This window comes from Streptomyces sp. NPDC026246 (assembly GCF_055567995.1).
The window spans coordinates 276260-292165 of sequence record NZ_JBVHPJ010000009.1 but is presented as its reverse complement, the minus strand read 5'-3'; the positions used below and the strand labels follow the sequence as shown (position 1 = coordinate 292165).

The following is a 15906-nucleotide window of genomic DNA, read 5'->3' as shown; positions in this document are numbered from 1 at the left end:
ACCGGCAGCGGCAAAGAGGGTGGATGGCGCGTCCGCGGGGAGCGGCGTCGCGCAGGCGGGGCGCCCAGCAGTTCGTGGCAGGGGAGACCACAAGATGACACAGCAGACCGAGGAACGGCCGTCGGTGATGCCGGAGGAACCGGAGGAGCGCAAGCAGCGGCTGCGCAGACGGCTGGAGCGGCTCATCGGCATCGCCGCGACCGAGGGCAACGAGCTGATCCCGCTGCGCAACGGCGACGAGATCTTCCCGGCGATGCTGGCCGCCATCCGCGCGGCGCAGCACACCGTCGACATGATGACGTTCGTGTACTGGCGCGGCGAGATCGCCCACGAGTTCGCCGACGCGCTGGCCGAGCGGGCCCGGGCCGGGGTGCGGGTGCGGCTGCTGCTGGACGGCTTCGGCGCCAAGGAGATCGAGCGGGGCCTGCTGGACGCCATGGACGAGGCCGGTGTGCAGGTGGCGTGGTTCCGCAAGCCGACGCGGCTGTCGCCGATGCGGCAGAACCACCGCTGCCACCGCAAGGTGCTGGTCACCGACGAGCACACCGCCTTCACCGGCGGCGTCGGCATAGCCAAGGAGTGGTGCGGCGACGCCCGGAACCCGGACGAGTGGCGCGACACGCACGTGCAGGTGCGCGGCCCGGCCGTGGACGGCATCGCCGCGGCCTTCGCGCAGAACTGGGCCGAGTGCCACGACGACCTGTACGACCACCACGACCGCTTCACCGCGCAGGAGCAGCCGGGGCGGGCCACGGTCCAGGTGGTGCGGGGTTCGGCGAGCTTCGGCTGGCAGGACATGCAGACGATCCTGCGGGTGGTGATCACGTCGGCGCAGGAGCGGCTGCGGCTGTCCACCGCCTACTTCGCGCCCGACACGTACTTCATCGACCTGCTGGCCGCCGCGTCCCGCCGGGGCGTGGAGGTCGAGATCCTGCTGCCCGGGCCGCACACGGACCAGCGGGCGTGCCTGCTGGCCGGGCGGCAGCACTACCAGACGCTGGTGGACGCGGGGGTGCAGGTGCGGGAGTACCAGCCGACCATGCTGCACACGAAGATCCTCACGGTGGACGGGGTCTGCTCCCTGATCGGCTCGACCAACTTCAACCGCCGCTCCATGGAGCACGACGAGGAGGTCCTGCTGGCCGTCCTCGACGAGGACTTCACCGCGCGGCTCGACGCCGACTTCGAGGCCGACCGCAAGTCGAGCGAGCCCATCGACCCGGCGCGCTGGCGGCGGCGCCCGCTGCCGATGCGCCTGGCCGAGGCCTCGGTCACCCCCATCCGCCGCTTCCTGTGAGACGCCCCGGCCCCCCGGCGCGAGCCGGGAGGCCGGGGACGATCTCACCGGAGGGGGTTACGGCAGGTTGCGGGCCATCACGATCCGCTGAACCTGATTCGTGCCTTCGTAGATCTGCGTGATCTTGGCGTCGCGCATCATGCGCTCGACCGGGTAGTCGCGGGTGTAGCCGTAGCCGCCGAGGAGCTGGACGGCGTCGGTGGTGACCTCCATCGCCACGTCCGAGGCGAAGCACTTGGCGGCGGCGCCCAGGTAGGTGAGGTCGGCGTCGACGCGCTGGGAGGCGGCGGCGGCCTGGTAGGTCAGCGCGCGGGCGGCCGAGATCTTCATGGCCATGTCGGCGAGCATGAACTGGATGCCCTGGAAGTCGGCGATGGGCTTGCCGAACTGCTTGCGCTCCTTGACGTAGCCCTTGGCGTAGTCGAGGGCGCCCTGGGCGATGCCGAGGGCCTGGGCGGCGATGGTGATGCGGGTGTGGTCGAGGGTCTTCATCGCCGTGGCGAAGCCGGTGCCCTCCTCGCCGATCATGCGGTCGGCGGGGATGCGGACGTTGTCCAGGTAGACCTCGCGGGTCGGGGAGCCCTTGATGCCGAGCTTCTTCTCCGGGGCACCGAAGGAGACGCCCTCGTCGGACTTCTCCACGACGAAGGCGGAGATGCCCTTGGACCGCTTGGTGGGGTCGGTGACGGCCATCACCGTGTAGTACTCCGACTCGCCGGCGTTGGTGATCCAGCGCTTCACGCCGTTGAGGACCCAGAAGTCGCCGTCGCGGACGGCCTTGGTCTTCATGCCGGCGGCGTCGGAGCCGGCGTCCGGCTCGGACAGGCAGTAGGAGAACATGCCCTCGCCCTTGGCGAGCGGGGCCATGTACTTCTTCTTCAGCTCCTCGGAGCCGGAGAGGATCACGGGCAGGGAGCCGAGCTTGTTCACGGCCGGGATGAGGGAGGACGAGGCGCAGACCCGCGCGACCTCCTCGATGACGATGACGGTCGCCAGGGCGTCGGCGCCCGCGCCGCCGTACTCCTCGGGTACGTGCACGGCGTGCAGGTCGTTCGCGACCAGCGCCTGGAGCGCCTCGCGCGGGAAGCGGGCCTCCTCGTCCACCGCGGCGGCGTGCGGCGCGATCTTCGCCTCGGCCAGCGAGCGGACGGCGTCACGGAGCATGTCGTGCTCCTCGGACGGGCGGTACAGGTCGAAGTCAGCCGATCCGGCCAAGGTTTCTCACGCTCCAAAACGCTGCGATGGTGGCGCTAACTACCGTTAAGTAATCAAAATTTTATGACGTAGCCCACCGGAGTGATACGTGAGCTAGGCGACAGCCCCGAAGTCGCCCCGTGAAGCGCCCCGCCGGGCCCCGGATATGCTCGGGCGCGCACGACATGCCGCAGACGTCTGGAGCACCCATGGCCCTGAAGATCACCGTGATCGGCACCGGTTATCTCGGTGCGACCCACGCGGCGGCCATGGCCGAGCTGGGCTTCGAGGTGCTGGCCCTCGACGTGGTGCGCGAGAAGATCGAGAAGCTGGAGCGCGCCGAGGCCCCGATGTACGAGCCGGGCCTGGACGACCTGCTGCGCCGGCACGTCGCCGGCATCGAGGGCTCCAGCGGGCGGCTGCGCTTCACCCAGGACTGGGCCGAGGTCGGCGCCTTCGGCGATGTGCACTTCGTGTGCGTGAACACCCCTCAGCGGCACGGCGAGTACGCCTGCGACATGTCCTACGTGGACTCCGCGATCGCCTCGCTCGCCCCGCACCTGCGCGGCCCGGCCCTGGTGGTCGGCAAGTCGACCGTGCCGGTGGGCTCCGCGGACCGTCTCGCCTCCTACCTGGCCGCCCACGCGCCCGCCGGGGAGGACGCCGAGCTGGCCTGGAACCCGGAGTTCCTGCGGGAGGGCTTCGCCGTCGACGACACGCTGCACCCCGACCGGATCGTGGTGGGCGTGCGCAGCGAGCGGGCCGAGAAGCTGCTGCGCGAGGTCTACGCGACGCCGGTCTCGGAGGGCTCGCCGTTCGTGGTGACCGACTTCCCGACCGCCGAGCTGGTGAAGACGTCCGCCAACTCCTTCCTCGCGACGAAGATCTCCTTCATCAACGCCATGGCGGAGGTGTGCGAGGCGGCCGGCGGCGACGTGGCCAAGCTCGCGGAGGCGATCGGCCACGACGACCGCATCGGGCGGAAGTTCCTGCGGGCCGGGATCGGCTTCGGCGGCGGCTGCCTGCCGAAGGACATCCGGGCGTTCATGGCGCGCGCCGGCGAGCTGGGCGCGGACCAGGCGCTGACCTTCCTGCGCGAGATCGACTCCATCAACATGCGCCAGCGCGGCCAGATGGTGGAGCTGGCCCGGCAGGCGCTGGGCGGCGGCCCGTTCCTGGGCAAGCGCGTGGCGGTGCTGGGCGCGACCTTCAAGCCCGACTCCGACGACGTGCGGGACTCCCCCGCGCTGAACGTCGCCGGGCAGATCCACCTCCAGGGCGGCCAGGTCACGGTCTACGACCCCAAGGGCATGGACAACGCCCGCCGTGTCTTCCCCACCCTCGGCTACGCGGGCTCGGCGCTGGACGCGGTGCGCGGCGCGGACATCGTGCTGCACCTGACGGAGTGGCGGGAGTTCCGCGAGCTGGACGAGGAGGCCCTGGGCGAGGTCGCCGCGGCCCGCGTCATCCTGGACGGCCGCAACGCGCTCGACCCGGAGCGCTGGCGCAAGGCCGGCTGGACCTACCGGGCGATGGGCCGCCCGCAGGCCTGAACGCGCGGCGCGCGAGACACGCGAGACAGGTGACGCCGGTTCGGCCGAGGCTCAGTCGGCCGAACCGGCGTCCTGCTGCATTCTGCCCCACCGAGGCGGACCGCGGGGCGGTTGAGCGGCTCTCGGGGCCCGTCCGGCCGCGCCGGACCGCCGGAGCGGCCGGTCCCCGCGGGCCGCTCCCCCAGGGCCCGTCGTTCGGATCACGCCGCAGACGCGGGGCTCACCCGGCGTTGACAGGCGCTTGACCGGGCAGGGCGCCGCCGAGTCCCGCCGCCGCTCCGAACGACGGGCCCTACCCCTCCTTGGCCCGGTACCTGCGCATCTTCGCCCGGGCCCCGCACACCTGCATGGAGCACCAGCGGCCTCGGCCGGCCGGGCTGCGGTCGTAGTAGGCCCAGTGGCAGTCGGCGGCCTCGCAGGCCTTGAGCCGGGACCAGGCTCCGGTGACCAGGGACTCGGCGACGGCGGCCGCCACGCGGGCGGGCAGGCTGCGGCCGTCGGCGGGGGCCAGGGCGGCGGAGCCGGTCGCGGGGTCGACCGTGACGACGAGCGGGGCCGTGGCCAGCAGCTCCCCGAGTGGTGTCACCGCGCGATGGGGCGGATGCCCGGCGTGGGCGAGGAGGGCCGCGCGCAGCGACTCGCGCAGATCTCGCGCCCGGTCCGCCTCCTCCGGAGTGATCCCGAAGCGCGCCCGGCCCTCGGCCGTGTCCAGGGCGTCGGCGCCCGACTCGATGTCCAGCGTGTTGACCAGGGCCTCGACCAGGGCCAGGCCGCCGGGCGCGGGCGATCTCTCCGTCATGGCTGGACCGTACCTCTCGCGTTCTCCTTGCGAGGTTACCGCCAATGCGGGAGCATGCAGTAACGGTTACCGGTTACCCGCGCCCTGTCAGTAACACGAGGGGTGTCACGCGGGTGACGAGACTTCGAGGAGGAAGTCATGGCTCTCGCCAAGCTGGGTGTCGTCGTCCTGGACTGTCCCGATCCGCGCGCACTGGCCGGCTTCTACGCCGAGGTGCTCGGCGGGACGCCGACGGTGGAGACCGACGGGGAGGACGAGTGGGTCGACCTGAAGGTGCCGGGCGGTCCCGACCTGGCCTTCCAGGCCGCCCCCGGGTACGTGCCGCCCCGATGGCCCTCGCCGGAGCACTCCCAGCAGTTCCACCTGGATCTGGTCGTGGAGGACCTGGACACGGCCGAGAAGGGCGTCCTGGCGCTGGGTGCGAAGGTGCTCGACGCCGAGGACCGGGAGCGCACCTTCCGGGTTTACGCCGACCCGGCCGGGCACCCGTTCTGCCTCTGCGCCTGCTGACCCGGGGAGGGTTCATGTCCGCTGTGGCACGTTTCCGTTCGGTGGTCGTCGACTGCGCCGACCCCCGTGAGCTGGCGCGCTTCTACGCGCAGGTCGTCGGCGGGACGCCGGAGGACGACGGTCCGGACTGGGTGGTGCTGCACGTCCCCGGCGGGCCCCGGCTCGCCTTCCAGCGCTCGCCGGACCACACGCCGCCCGAGTGGCCCCGGGCCGACCGCAACGCCCAGCAGTTCCACCTGGACCTCGACGCCGGGTCGACGTGGGAGGAGATCGACGCGGCCGAGGAGCGGGTGCTGGCGCTGGGCGCACGGGTGCTGGACAAGGAGGACGACGTCAAGAAGGACTTCCGGGTCTACGCCGACCCGGCGGGGCATCCGTTCTGCCTCTGCCGCATCGAGCACGGCTGACCCGCGGGCCCGTCCCGGGAGGGCGGGCCCGTCAGCCGTCCAGTTCCGCGATCGTGGCGGCGGACGGCCGGCGCCGCTGCTGGGCCGCACGGGCCGTGAAGTCCGCGCCGCGCAGCACGCGTTGCACGTTCCCCCAGGTGAGGAGGGCCACGTCGGGCTCGTCCCAGCCGCGCCGCAGCAGTTCCGCGACCAGCCTGGGGTAGCAGGAGGTGTCGGCCAGCTCCTGCGGGTGGGCGGAGCCCGAGTCGTACGTGCCGGACAGTCCGACGCTGTGGGCGCCGGCCACCGTGCGCACGTGGTCGAGGTGGTCGGCCACGTCCCGCACGGTCGGTCCGGTCTGCTCCGCGGTCAGCGGCACCAGGCACAGCCCCTTGGCCGCGCCCAGCTCCGCCAGCAGGTCGTCGGGGAGGTTGGCCGGGTGGGGGCGGAGGGCCCGGGCGGCCGAGCGGCTGCACAGCACGGGCGCCCGGGACAGGGACAGCACCCGGCGGATGGTGGGGACGGACGCACCGGAGAGGTCCGCGATCACCCCGAGCCGGTTCATCTCGCGCACGACCTCCTCCCCGAACCGGGTCAGCCCGGCCTCGCTCGCCCAGGTCACCCCGGTCAGGGTCAGCGCGCGCACGCCGAGCAGGTGCAACTGGCGCAGGATGCCGAGCGAGTCGCCGACGGCCGGGGCACCGGCGGGCCCCAGCAGCACGGCGACCCGGCCGCAGTTGCGGGCGTCCACGACCTGCCCGGCCGTGGCGGCCAGCCGCAGCCCCTCGTCGCAGGTCCGGGCGACGGTCTTCGCCAGGTCCAGCTGCTCCAGGGTGGCGCCGACGGCCCGGTCGCCGTCCAGCCCCTCCGGCAGGTGCAGGGACCAGAACAGCGCGCCGACCCGGCCCTCGCGCAGCCGCGGCACGTCCGTGTCGACCGTGGTCTCGCCCTCCTCCAGGTCGTACCAGGACAGCCGCTTCAGCGCCCAGGGCAGGCCGTTGTAGCCGTCGGCGACGGGGTGCGCGGCGAGGATCGCGCGGGCCCGGGTCATGGGCGCGTCGTCCGGGTCGGAGACGGGCTCGTACGGCTCCGCCGTGACGACGGCCTCGTCGGGGTACGGGCCGGCCAGGTCGTCCAACTCGCCGGCCGCGGCGGTGGGGCGCAGCTCGTCCTGGAGGTCTGCCATGGCGGCTCCCGTACGGTCGTTCGTGAGGTACGGTCACCGTCGCACGCGGCAGGGGGTTGTTCCTGGTGGGCGGGGCGTTCGGGGTACGGGTCCGACGGCCGCCCGGGGGGCTCAGCGGGCGGGCCCGTCCAGCGACTCGATGGTCGCGTGGGACGGCGGGCGGGTCGTTCGCAGCGCGCGGGCCACGTCCTCCGCCGCGTCCAGCACCCGCACCGCGTTCTTCCAGGTCAGCTTGGTCAGGTCCGCTCGGGACCAGCCGCGGTCGAGGAGTTCGGCGATCAGGTTCGGGTAGCCGGAGACGTCGTCCAGTCCGGCCGGGGTGAAGGCCGTGCCGTCGTAGTCGCCGCCGATGCCGAGGTGGTCGACGCCCGCGACCTCGCGCATGTGGTCCAGGTGGTCGGCGACCGTCGCCACCGTGGCGACCGGCCGCGGGTGGCGTTCCTCGAAGGCCCGGTGGACCTTCATGGCCCCGGCGGTGGTGTCGAGGTGGTGGAAGCCGTGGGCGCGCATGTTCTCGTCCGCGGCGGCCGTCCAGTCGACGGCGGCCTGCAGCACGAACTTCGGCACGAACGTCACCATCGCCATGCCGCCGTTGGCGGGCAGCCGCTCCAGGACGTCGTCCGGGACGTTGCGCGGATGGTCGCAGACGGCCCGGGCCGAGGAGTGGGAGAAGATCACCGGGGCGGAGCTCGCGTCGAGCGCGTCCCGCATGGTCGTCGCGGCCACATGGGAGAGGTCGACGAGCATGCCGAGGCGGTTCATCTCCCGGACGACCTCGCGGCCGAACGCGGTGAGGCCGCCGGCCTTCGGCACGTCCGTCGCGGAGTCGGCCCAGTCGACGTTGTCGTTGTGGGTGAGCGTCAGGTACCGCACGCCGAGCGCGTACAGACCGCGCAGGGTGCCCAGGGAGTTGGCGATGGAGTGGCCGCCCTCGGCCCCCATGAGGGAGGCGATGCGACCCTCCGCGCGTGCGGCCTCCATGTCGGCGGCGGTGAGCGCCGGGCGCAGGTCCTCCGGATGCCGGTCCAGCAGCCGGCGTACGCAGTCGATCTGCTCCAGCGTGGCGGCGACCGGGTCGGGCGAGTCGGTGCGCACGAACACCGACCAGTACTGCGCCCCGACCCCCCCGGCACGCAGCCGGGGGATGTCGGTGTGCAGGTGGGCGCTCTGGTCGGCGGCGACGTCCCGGGCGTCGAGGTCGTAGCGCACCTGCTCGCGCAGCGCCCAGGGCAGGTCGTTGTGCCCGTCGACGACGGGGAACTCGGCCAGCAGCGCCCGGGCGTCGTCGAGGGACGGCACGCCGGTCACTTCCCGAACCCGAAACCGCCGCCCGCGCCCTCGACCTTGGAGCGCAGGCGCTTGCCCTTCTCGGTGGCCTGGTCGTTGAGCTCCTGCTGGAACTCGCGCATCCGCGTGCGCAGGTCCTCGTCGTGCGCGGCGAGGATGCGGGCCGCGAGCAGACCGGCGTTGCGGGCGCCGGCGACGGACACCGTGGCGACCGGCACACCGGCCGGCATCTGCACGATCGACAGCAGGCTGTCCATGCCGTCGAGGTACTTCAGCGGCACGGGCACGCCGATCACGGGCAGCGGGGTGACCGAGGCGAGCATGCCGGGCAGGTGGGCGGCGCCGCCCGCCCCGGCGATGATCACCTTGAGCCCGCGCGTGTCGGCCTGCTCGCCGTAGGCGACCATCTCGCGCGGCATGCGGTGGGCGGAGACGACGTCGACCTCGTAGGCGATCTCGAACTCGTCGAGGGCCTTGGCGGCGGCCTCCATGACGGGCCAGTCGGAGTCCGACCCCATGACGATGCCAACAACGGGGCTCATTCGGTGATGGTGCCTCTCAGGTAGCCGGCTGCGTGACGGGCGCGCTCCAGCACGTCGTCCAGATCGTCGCCGTAGGTGTTGACGTGACCGACCTTGCGGCCGGGCTTCACGTCCTTGCCGTACATGTGGATCTTGAGCTGGGGGTCGCGGGCCATGCAGTGCAGGTACGCGGAGTACATGTCCGGGAAGTCGCCGCCGAGGACGTTGACCATCACGGTCCACTTCGCGCGCGGGCGCGGGTCGCCCAGGGGCAGGTCCAGGACCGCGCGGACATGATTGGCGAACTGGCTGGTGACGGCGCCGTCCATCGACCAGTGGCCGGAGTTGTGCGGGCGCATCGCCAGTTCGTTGACGAGGATCCGGCCGTCGCGGGTCTGGAACAGCTCGACCGCGAGGTGGCCGACGACGCCGAGCTCCTTGGCGATGTTCAGCGCCATCTCGGAGGCCTCCAGGGCCAGGGCCTCGTCGAGGCCGGGCGCCGGGGCGACGACCGTGTCGCAGACGCCGTTCACCTGCTGCGACTCCACCACGGGGTAGGCCACGGCCTGGCCGTGCGGGGAGCGCACGACGTTGGCGGCCAGCTCCCGGACGTAGTCGACCTTCTCCTCGGCGAGCACGGGGACACCGGCCCGGAAGGGGTCGGCGGCCTCCTCGACGGAGTCGACGACCCACACGCCCTTGCCGTCGTAGCCGCCGCGGACGGTCTTCAGGACGACGGGGAACCCGTCGCCCTCGGCCGCGAAGGCGGCCACGTCCTGCGGGTCGGACACGATCCGGTGCCGGGGGCAGGGCACGCCGATCGCGTCGAGTCTCGCGCGCATCACCCCCTTGTCCTGGGCGTGCACCAGCGCGTCCGGGCCCGGGCGCACGGGGATGCCGTCCGCCTCCAGGGCCTTGAGGTGCTCGGTGGGTACGTGTTCGTGATCGAAGGTGATCACATCGCACCCGCGCGCGAACTCACGCAGCGTGTCGAGGTCGCGATAGTCGCCGACGACGACCTCGCTCACGACCTGCGCAGCGGAGTCCTGCGGGGTGTCACTGAGGAGCTTGAACCTGATGCCGAGCGGGATGCCCGCCTCGTGTGTCATACGAGCGAGCTGGCCACCGCCGACCATGCCGACTACCGGGAACGTCACACTCTTAGGGTATCGGCCGCGCCAGGGTGGCCGGTTTCCCGTCCCTCCCCGGGCCGGACCGGACCGTCTGCGGCCGTCCCCCGGCGTCCACAGGAAGATCGCGCGGGCGGGTGGTTAGCATGGCAGCGTTGACGCCGACCACGGACGGGGGCCAGTACGACCATGGCAGATGGTGCCTCCGGGCTCCGGCGCTTCGTCCGCGAGGTCGCCAAGTTCGGCGCGGTGGGCGGGGCCGGGGTGCTGGTCAACCTGCTGGTGTTCAACCTGGTGCGGCACGTCACCGACCTCCCGGTGGTCCGGGCGAGCGTCATCGCGACCGTCGTGTCGATCGTCTTCAACTACGTCGGCTTCCGCTACTTCACCTACCGCGACCGCGACAAGTCCGGCCGTACCCGCGAGCTGACCCTGTTCCTGCTGTTCAGCGCGGTCGGCCTGGTCATCGAGAACGGCGTGCTGTACACGGCGACGTACGGCTTCGGCTGGAACACCCCGCTGCAGAACAACGTGTTCAAGTTCGTCGGCATCGGCGTCGCCACCCTGTTCCGCTTCTGGTCCTACCGCTCCTGGGTCTTCCGGGCCCTGCCCGCCGCCCAGGATCCGGCGCGGCCGGAACCGGCACACCCGGCCCGGACCGGCCAGCGGGTGCCGTAGCCCCTGCCGCCCCGGCCCCGGCCGGTGCGGGCACTCCGGCGTCCCGGCGGCCCTAGCGGACCGTCGGCTCGTCGCCGTCGAGGGACTTCTGCAGCGGGGTGCGGGACAGGAACAGCCCGAAGACCGGGGGCTTGGTCTGCAGCATCTCCAGGCGGCCGCCGTCGGCCTCGGCGAGGTCGCGGGCGACCGCCAGGCCGATGCCCGTGGAGTTGCGGCCGCTGATCGCGCGCTCGAAGATCCGGGCGCCCAGGTCGGCGGGGACGCCGGGGCCCTCGTCGGTGACCTCGATGACGGCCTGGTTGCCGGTGACACGCGTGCGCAGCGCGACCGTGCCGCCGCCGTGCATCAGCGAGTTCTCGATCAGCGCGGCGAGGACCTGCGCCACCGCGCCGGGCGTGCCCACCGCCTCCAGGTGCCGCTTGCCGGAGCTGACGATCGCCCGGCCCGCGCTGCGGTACGCCGGCCGCCACTCGGCGAGCTGCTGCTGGATGACCTCGTCGAGGTCGAAGGTGACGGCGGAGCCCGTGCGGGGGTCGCGCGAGTTGGTCAGCAGCCGTTCCACCACGTCCGTCAACCGCTCGACCTGCGTCAGCGCGATCGTCGCCTCCTCCTTCACCGTGTCCGGGTCGTCGGTGAGGGTGATCTCCTCCAGCCGCATGGACAGCGCCGTCAGCGGGGTGCGCAGCTGGTGGGAGGCGTCGGCGGCGAGCCGCCGCTCGGCGGTCAGCATGCGGGCGATGCGCTCGGCCGAGCCGTCCAGCACGTCCGCGACCCGGTCCAGCTCGGGCACCCCGTACCGCTTGTGCCGCGGGCGCGGGTCGCCCGAGCCGAGCCGCTCGGCCGTCTCGGCCAGGTCGGTCAGCGGGGAGGCGAGCCGGTTCGCCTGGCGCACGGCCAGCAGGACGGCGGCCACGACCGCCAGCAGGGCGACCAGGGCGATGATCAGCAGGGTGCGGCCGACCTCGCGGGTCACCGAGGAGCGCGGCTCCTGGACCGTGACGGTCTCGCCCTCCTCGCCGGGTGCGGTGGCGCTGATGACGTCCCCGGCCGGCTGGGTGCCCACCTCGATGGGTGCCTTGCCGGGGATGCGGATGACGGCGTAGTAGCGGTCCTGCGTGACCTGGTCGCGCAGCACCTCGGCGTCGACCTGCTGCTCGCCGAAGAGCCGGCTGTCCACGATGCTGGCCAGCCGCACCGCCTCGGACTCGACCCGCTCGCGGGCGCTGTTGCTGATCGTCCGCGTCTCGACGATGACGAGGGAGACGCCGAAGACGGCGATCACCACGAGCACCACGGCGAGCGTGGACTGGATCAGTCGGCGGCGCATGTTCTCTTACCCGATCCCCCGTGCCGGCCCGCGGTTCAGCTCTTCTCGAAGCGGAAGCCCACACCGCGCACGGTGGCGATGTAGCGGGGGTTGGCCGCGTCGTCGCCGAGCTTCTTGCGCAGCCAGGAGATGTGCATGTCGAGGGTCTTGGTCGAGGACCACCAGGTGGTGTCCCAGACCTCCCGCATCAGCTGGTCGCGGGTGACGACCCGGCCCGCGTCCCGCACCAGCACCCGCAGCAGGTCGAACTCCTTGGCCGTGAGCTGGAGCTCCTCCTCGCCCATCCACGCGCGGTGCGACTCCACGTCGATGCGCACGCCGTGCGTGGCGGGCGGCTGCTGCGGTTCGGCGGCACCGCGCCGGAGCAGGGCCCGCACGCGCGCCAGCAGCTCGGCGAGGCGGAACGGCTTGGTGACGTAGTCGTCGGCGCCGGCGTCGAGCCCGACGACGGTGTCCACCTCGTCCGCGCGGGCGGTCAGGATGAGGATGGGGATGCTGTGACCCTCGCCACGCAGGCGGCGGGCCACCTCCAGGCCGTCCATGCCGGGCAGGCCCAGGTCGAGCACGACCAGGTCGACGCCGCCCTGCAGGCCGGCGTCGAGCGCGGTGGGTCCGTCCTCACGCACCTCGACCTCGTAGCCCTCCCGGCGCAGAGCACGGGCCAGCGGTTCCGAGATGGACGCGTCGTCCTCGGCGAGCAGTACTCGGGTCATGCAGTGATGGTAGACCTGCACGGCCCTGAGCTGGGGTGTGACCGGAAACGGCCGCTCTTACCGGTCGCACACCCGCCTCTCACCCGCCTGAGGTATGCGTACGCACCTCTGCCTGTGGGGTGCGATCCTGGTGAGGACCTTCGAAACCGGGTGCGCGGTTCCGTCGAAACCTGTGATCCGCGTCTCAAACCCTTCCATATCCGGCGGTGTCCTGCCGTATGGTGATGCAACGCCTGTAGCACCGCGGCGACCTTCAGAGGCCGTTTGCCCTGAAGGTCTCTTTTGTGTGCGGGCCGGTTCCCGCCGGCCCCCGAAAGTGAACGACCTGTGGCCGGGCCTTCGCGTGCGGCGATGCGCGTGAGGGCGTGGATCCCGGTGGCGACCGCCCACCGCTTCGTGATCCGGAGCGGACCCCCGAAGGCGTCGGGCGGACGGCCGTACGCACCGGTGCCGGCAACCCCACCGGGCGCGCCACCGCTTGCTGCGGTACGCGTCCCGAGCAGCAAGGAACGACCATGGCGTCCAGCCTGACGAAGGACTCGGCCCGACCGGGCACCCCCGGTTCCGAGAAGACCTTCTTCGGCCACCCCCGCGGACTGGCCACTCTCTTCATGACCGAGATGTGGGAGCGTTTCAGCTTCTACGGCATGCGTGCCCTGCTCGTCGTGTACCTGCTCTCCGGCGGCCCCGACGCCAAGAACGGCAGCATGGGCGGCGGTCTGGGCATGGACCTCGCCACGACGACGGCGATCTACTCGGTCTACCTGTCGATGGTGTACCTGCTCGCCATGCCCGGCGGCTGGCTCGGCGACCGGGTCTGGGGTCCGCGCAAGACGGTGGCGATCGCCGCGGTCACGATCATGGCGGGTCACCTGGTGCTCGCCCTGCCCGGCGGCCAGGCACCGTTCTTCGCCGGCCTGGGCCTGGTCGCGCTCGGCTCCGGCCTGCTGAAGGCCAACATCTCCACGATGGTCGGCCACCTCTACGACGGCCCGGACGACCCGCGCCGTGACGGCGGCTTCACGATCTTCTACATGGGCATCAACATGGGTGCCTTCTTCGCGCCGTTGATCATCGGCACCGTCGGCCAGCAGGTCAGCTGGCACCTCGGCTTCGGCCTCGCCGCGGTCGGCATGGGCATCGGCCTCATCGCCTTCCTCCTCGGCACCCGCCACCTGAGCCCGCAGAGCAACCTCGTGCCCAAGCCGCTGGCCGCCGAGGAGCGCTCCGCGTGGCTGCGCAAGGGCCTGCTGTGGCTGATCGTCGCGACCGTCTTCTACGGCGTCGTCGGCCTCACCGGTCACTTCACGCTCAACTGGGCGATGATCCCGCTCACCGTGATCGGCCTGATCATCCCGGCCGGCGTGCTGATCCGCATCAAGCGGGACAAGGAACTCAGCGACGTCGAGCAGTCGAAGATGACCGGCTACATCTGGTTCTTCGTCGCGGCCGCCGTGTTCTGGATGATCTACGACCAGGGCGGCTCCACGGTCCAGGCGTTCGGCGAGACGAAGGCCTCGGGCTCGCTGCTCGGCTTCGACTTCCCGTCCTCCTGGTACCAGTCGCTGAACCCGGTCTTCATCATGGCGCTGGCCCCGGTCTTCGCCTGGATCTGGCTGTGGCTCAACCGCAAGGGCAAGGAGCCGAGCACCGTCGCGAAGTTCGCCGCGGCGCTGTTCTTCATCGGTGTCTCGTTCTTCTTCTTCCTGCTGCCGCTGGGCATGGCCGACGGCGACAAGCTGGTCAGCCCGATGTGGCTGGTGGGCATCTACCTGATCCAGACGGTGGGCGAGCTGTGCCTGTCCCCCGTGGGCCTGTCGGTGACCACGAAGATGGCTCCGGCCAAGTACGCCAGCCAGATGATGGGCGTCTGGTTCCTCGCGGTCACGGCGGGCGACTCGGTGACGGGTCTGCTCTCCAACCCGGCCGTCGGCGGCGTCGACCTCAGCGGCACCGGAGCGGTCGCGGTGGAGGCGGTCCTGGCCGCCGCCGCGGGTGTCGCGGTGTACATGTACCGCAGGAAGGTCAAGGCCCTGATGGGCGACGTGCGCTGACCCTCCGCCGACCCACGGAAGGGCCGCCACCCCCGACCGGGGTGGCGGCCCTTCCGCGTGCGCGGTCACGCCTGGCGAGCCGTCAGGTAGAGCCCGCGGCCTCCGGGGAGACGATCCGGGCGGGCTGCGCCCGGTGGGCAGCCCGCGCCGCGGGAGAGACGACCGGCCCCACGGAGAGACAGTGGAGCAACGGGCAGCGACGGGGCACGCGGAAGCGGCGGACGGGAAGCGACGGGCGCCGACGCGACCAGCCGAGGGACGGAGAGCGACCGGCTGCAACCGAAGCGGCCGTCGCCTCCGAGGACCCGCCGTGCAGGGTCTACAGCCCCCTCGCGGCCGCCCGGGTCACCCGGACGGCTCAACGGGGCCGTGAGACGCCGGGAGACGCACGGCGGGGTGGTGGAGACGGAAGTGAGCCGGTGGCGGCGGGGGCGATGCCGGATCGGGGCCGCCGCGGGAGCGGAGCCCCGTGCGGCGGCTCGATCAGGCCGGGGCGCCCAACTCCGCCCACACGGTCTTGCCCGCGACCCCGGGCGTACGGACGACGCCCCAGTCCAGGCACAGCCGCTGGACGATGAACATGCCGTGGCCGCCCGGGCGTCCGGCCCGGTGGGGCGTACGCGGCGCCGGCTGGCCCGTGCCGCGGTCGGAGACCTCTATGCGGATCACCTTGTTGTCACAGGTGATGTGCAGCTGGTCGGGCCCCTCGGCGTGCAGGCAGGCGTTGGTGACCAGCTCGGACACCACCAGCAGCACGTCCTCGGCGGCGGCCCGCTGGTCGGCCGAGTCGGCCGGCAGCCAGCCCCACGCGTACAGCGCCTGGCGGGTGAAGTCGCGGGCGAGCGGTACGACACCGCTCTCGCCCTCGAAGCTCAGCCGGCGCACCTGCCGGCCTCCCGGCGGCGCCGCGGCTCCGGACGGCGCGGCCACGCCCTCGACGGACGCACCGGCCGCCGGCTCGCCACCTTCGGACGTCCCGGAAGCGCCGCTGGGCTCCGGCCCGCGGTCGCCCGGCGGGTAAGGCCGGGTGGTGCTCATCAGCGCTTCACCTCACCGATTCACCAGTTCACGATTCACAAGATTCACTTCACCGTCAGTCACGCGGAAAGCGGCCGGTCGGTTGCGCGGCGCCACTGCCACCCCGGTGGCCGACAGGTTCAGGATGTCTCCTGCCCGGGGGGACCGGCGGAACACCCATGTATTCGGCACCAAACTCGTGACGGTTGTGGAGAACCGGTCACGAGGGGCCGGCCGGGGCCCGGTGCGCCGAC

The 15906-nt window shown here is 72.2% G+C and carries 15 protein-coding genes; 6 read left to right on the top strand and 9 right to left on the bottom strand.

What is annotated here, in order from left to right:
- The first annotated feature begins 94 nt into the window (after positions 1-94).
- On the top strand, positions 95-1297 hold the full coding sequence (locus ACZ4M5_RS23845) for a phospholipase D-like domain-containing protein (protein WP_467739844.1): 1203 nt from the start codon (positions 95-97) through the stop codon (positions 1295-1297).
- A gap of 57 nt (positions 1298-1354) precedes the next feature.
- Here the strand turns inward: ACZ4M5_RS23845 and ACZ4M5_RS23840 are convergent, their stop codons facing one another.
- Positions 1355-2512, bottom strand: a complete 1158-nt coding sequence (locus ACZ4M5_RS23840; protein WP_467739843.1) for an acyl-CoA dehydrogenase family protein — start codon at positions 2510-2512, stop codon at positions 1355-1357.
- 188 nt (positions 2513-2700) lie between these two features.
- Here ACZ4M5_RS23840 and ACZ4M5_RS23835 point away from each other — a divergent pair, with 188 nt between their 5' ends.
- On the top strand, positions 2701-4044 hold the full coding sequence (locus ACZ4M5_RS23835) for a UDP-glucose dehydrogenase family protein (RefSeq protein ID WP_398112454.1): 1344 nt from the start codon (positions 2701-2703) through the stop codon (positions 4042-4044).
- A gap of 292 nt (positions 4045-4336) precedes the next feature.
- Here ACZ4M5_RS23835 and ACZ4M5_RS23830 read toward each other — a convergent pair whose 3' ends face one another.
- Positions 4337-4843 carry a CGNR zinc finger domain-containing protein gene (locus ACZ4M5_RS23830; RefSeq protein WP_467739842.1) on the bottom strand — a complete coding sequence of 169 codons (507 nt, stop codon included), beginning with the start codon at positions 4841-4843 and terminating at the stop codon, positions 4337-4339.
- 138 nt (positions 4844-4981) lie between these two features.
- On the opposite strand from ACZ4M5_RS23830, the gene ACZ4M5_RS23825 reads away from it, so the two are divergent.
- Positions 4982-5353, top strand: a complete 372-nt coding sequence (locus ACZ4M5_RS23825) for a VOC family protein (RefSeq protein WP_467739841.1) — start codon at positions 4982-4984, stop codon at positions 5351-5353.
- A gap of 14 nt (positions 5354-5367) precedes the next feature.
- The gene (locus ACZ4M5_RS23820) at positions 5368-5760 is read left to right on the top strand and encodes a VOC family protein (RefSeq protein WP_467739840.1); all 393 of its coding nucleotides are present in this window, start codon (positions 5368-5370) and stop codon (positions 5758-5760) included.
- 31 nt (positions 5761-5791) lie between these two features.
- On the opposite strand, the gene ACZ4M5_RS23815 is transcribed toward ACZ4M5_RS23820, so the two are convergent.
- From ACZ4M5_RS23815 to ACZ4M5_RS23800, 4 genes are all read right to left on the bottom strand, one after another.
- Entirely contained in the window at positions 5792-6925 is a 1134-nt protein-coding gene (locus tag ACZ4M5_RS23815; protein WP_467739839.1) for a dipeptidase, read from the bottom strand.
- A 111-nt stretch (positions 6926-7036) separates the two neighbouring features.
- Positions 7037-8224, bottom strand: coding sequence for a dipeptidase (locus ACZ4M5_RS23810; protein ID WP_467739884.1), 1188 nt, complete (start codon positions 8222-8224; stop codon positions 7037-7039).
- Between the two features lie 5 nt (positions 8225-8229).
- The gene (gene purE / locus ACZ4M5_RS23805) at positions 8230-8754 is read right to left on the bottom strand and encodes a 5-(carboxyamino)imidazole ribonucleotide mutase (RefSeq protein ID WP_369194402.1); all 525 of its coding nucleotides are present in this window, start codon (positions 8752-8754) and stop codon (positions 8230-8232) included.
- Positions 8751-9890 (bottom strand): 5-(carboxyamino)imidazole ribonucleotide synthase, encoded by a 1140-nt coding sequence (locus tag ACZ4M5_RS23800; RefSeq protein ID WP_467739838.1) that lies wholly within the window; start codon positions 9888-9890, stop codon positions 8751-8753. Before ACZ4M5_RS23800 ends, purE begins: the two co-directional genes overlap by 4 nt.
- 162 nt (positions 9891-10052) lie before the next feature.
- On the opposite strand from ACZ4M5_RS23800, the gene ACZ4M5_RS23795 reads away from it, so the two are divergent.
- Positions 10053-10541: a GtrA family protein gene (locus ACZ4M5_RS23795; protein WP_467739837.1), complete on the top strand. Its 489-nt coding sequence runs from the start codon at positions 10053-10055 to the stop codon at positions 10539-10541.
- 52 nt (positions 10542-10593) lie between these two features.
- Here ACZ4M5_RS23795 and ACZ4M5_RS23790 read toward each other — a convergent pair whose 3' ends face one another.
- Both ACZ4M5_RS23790 and ACZ4M5_RS23785 read right to left on the bottom strand, forming a co-directional pair.
- Positions 10594-11868: an ATP-binding protein gene (locus ACZ4M5_RS23790; RefSeq protein WP_467739836.1), complete on the bottom strand. Its 1275-nt coding sequence runs from the start codon at positions 11866-11868 to the stop codon at positions 10594-10596.
- Positions 11869-11903: 35 nt separating this feature from the next.
- The gene (locus tag ACZ4M5_RS23785; RefSeq protein WP_150481273.1) at positions 11904-12581 is read right to left on the bottom strand and encodes a response regulator transcription factor; all 678 of its coding nucleotides are present in this window, start codon (positions 12579-12581) and stop codon (positions 11904-11906) included.
- Positions 12582-13096: 515 nt separating this feature from the next.
- Between ACZ4M5_RS23785 and ACZ4M5_RS23780 the strand changes: the two genes are divergently transcribed.
- A complete protein-coding gene (locus ACZ4M5_RS23780; RefSeq protein WP_467739835.1) occupies positions 13097-14635 on the top strand; it encodes a peptide MFS transporter in 1539 nt (512 codons plus the stop codon).
- Positions 14636-15118: 483 nt separating this feature from the next.
- Here the strand turns inward: ACZ4M5_RS23780 and ACZ4M5_RS23775 are convergent, their stop codons facing one another.
- Positions 15119-15673: an ATP-binding protein gene (locus ACZ4M5_RS23775; protein ID WP_467739834.1), complete on the bottom strand. Its 555-nt coding sequence runs from the start codon at positions 15671-15673 to the stop codon at positions 15119-15121.
- Between the last annotated feature and the right edge of the window lie 233 nt (positions 15674-15906).

Excerpts from the sequence above, each read along its gene's own strand:
- ACZ4M5_RS23795 (WP_467739837.1), top strand. The coding sequence starts at position 10,053 with ATGGCAGATGGTGCCTCCGGGCTCCGGCGCTTCGTCCGCGAGGTCGCC.
- ACZ4M5_RS23790 (WP_467739836.1), bottom strand. The coding sequence starts at position 11,868 with ATGCGCCGCCGACTGATCCAGTCCACGCTCGCCGTGGTGCTCGTGGTG.
- ACZ4M5_RS23825 (WP_467739841.1), top strand. The coding sequence starts at position 4,982 with ATGGCTCTCGCCAAGCTGGGTGTCGTCGTCCTGGACTGTCCCGATCCG.
- ACZ4M5_RS23775 (WP_467739834.1), bottom strand. The coding sequence starts at position 15,673 with ATGAGCACCACCCGGCCTTACCCGCCGGGCGACCGCGGGCCGGAGCCC.
- ACZ4M5_RS23780 (WP_467739835.1), top strand. The coding sequence starts at position 13,097 with ATGGCGTCCAGCCTGACGAAGGACTCGGCCCGACCGGGCACCCCCGGT.
- ACZ4M5_RS23845 (WP_467739844.1), top strand. The coding sequence starts at position 95 with ATGACACAGCAGACCGAGGAACGGCCGTCGGTGATGCCGGAGGAACCG.
- ACZ4M5_RS23785 (WP_150481273.1), bottom strand. The coding sequence starts at position 12,581 with ATGACCCGAGTACTGCTCGCCGAGGACGACGCGTCCATCTCGGAACCG.
- ACZ4M5_RS23820 (WP_467739840.1), top strand. The coding sequence starts at position 5,368 with ATGTCCGCTGTGGCACGTTTCCGTTCGGTGGTCGTCGACTGCGCCGAC.
- ACZ4M5_RS23815 (WP_467739839.1), bottom strand. The coding sequence starts at position 6,925 with ATGGCAGACCTCCAGGACGAGCTGCGCCCCACCGCCGCGGCCGGCGAG.
- purE (WP_369194402.1), bottom strand. The coding sequence starts at position 8,754 with ATGAGCCCCGTTGTTGGCATCGTCATGGGGTCGGACTCCGACTGGCCC.
- ACZ4M5_RS23835 (WP_398112454.1), top strand. The coding sequence starts at position 2,701 with ATGGCCCTGAAGATCACCGTGATCGGCACCGGTTATCTCGGTGCGACC.
- ACZ4M5_RS23830 (WP_467739842.1), bottom strand. The coding sequence starts at position 4,843 with ATGACGGAGAGATCGCCCGCGCCCGGCGGCCTGGCCCTGGTCGAGGCC.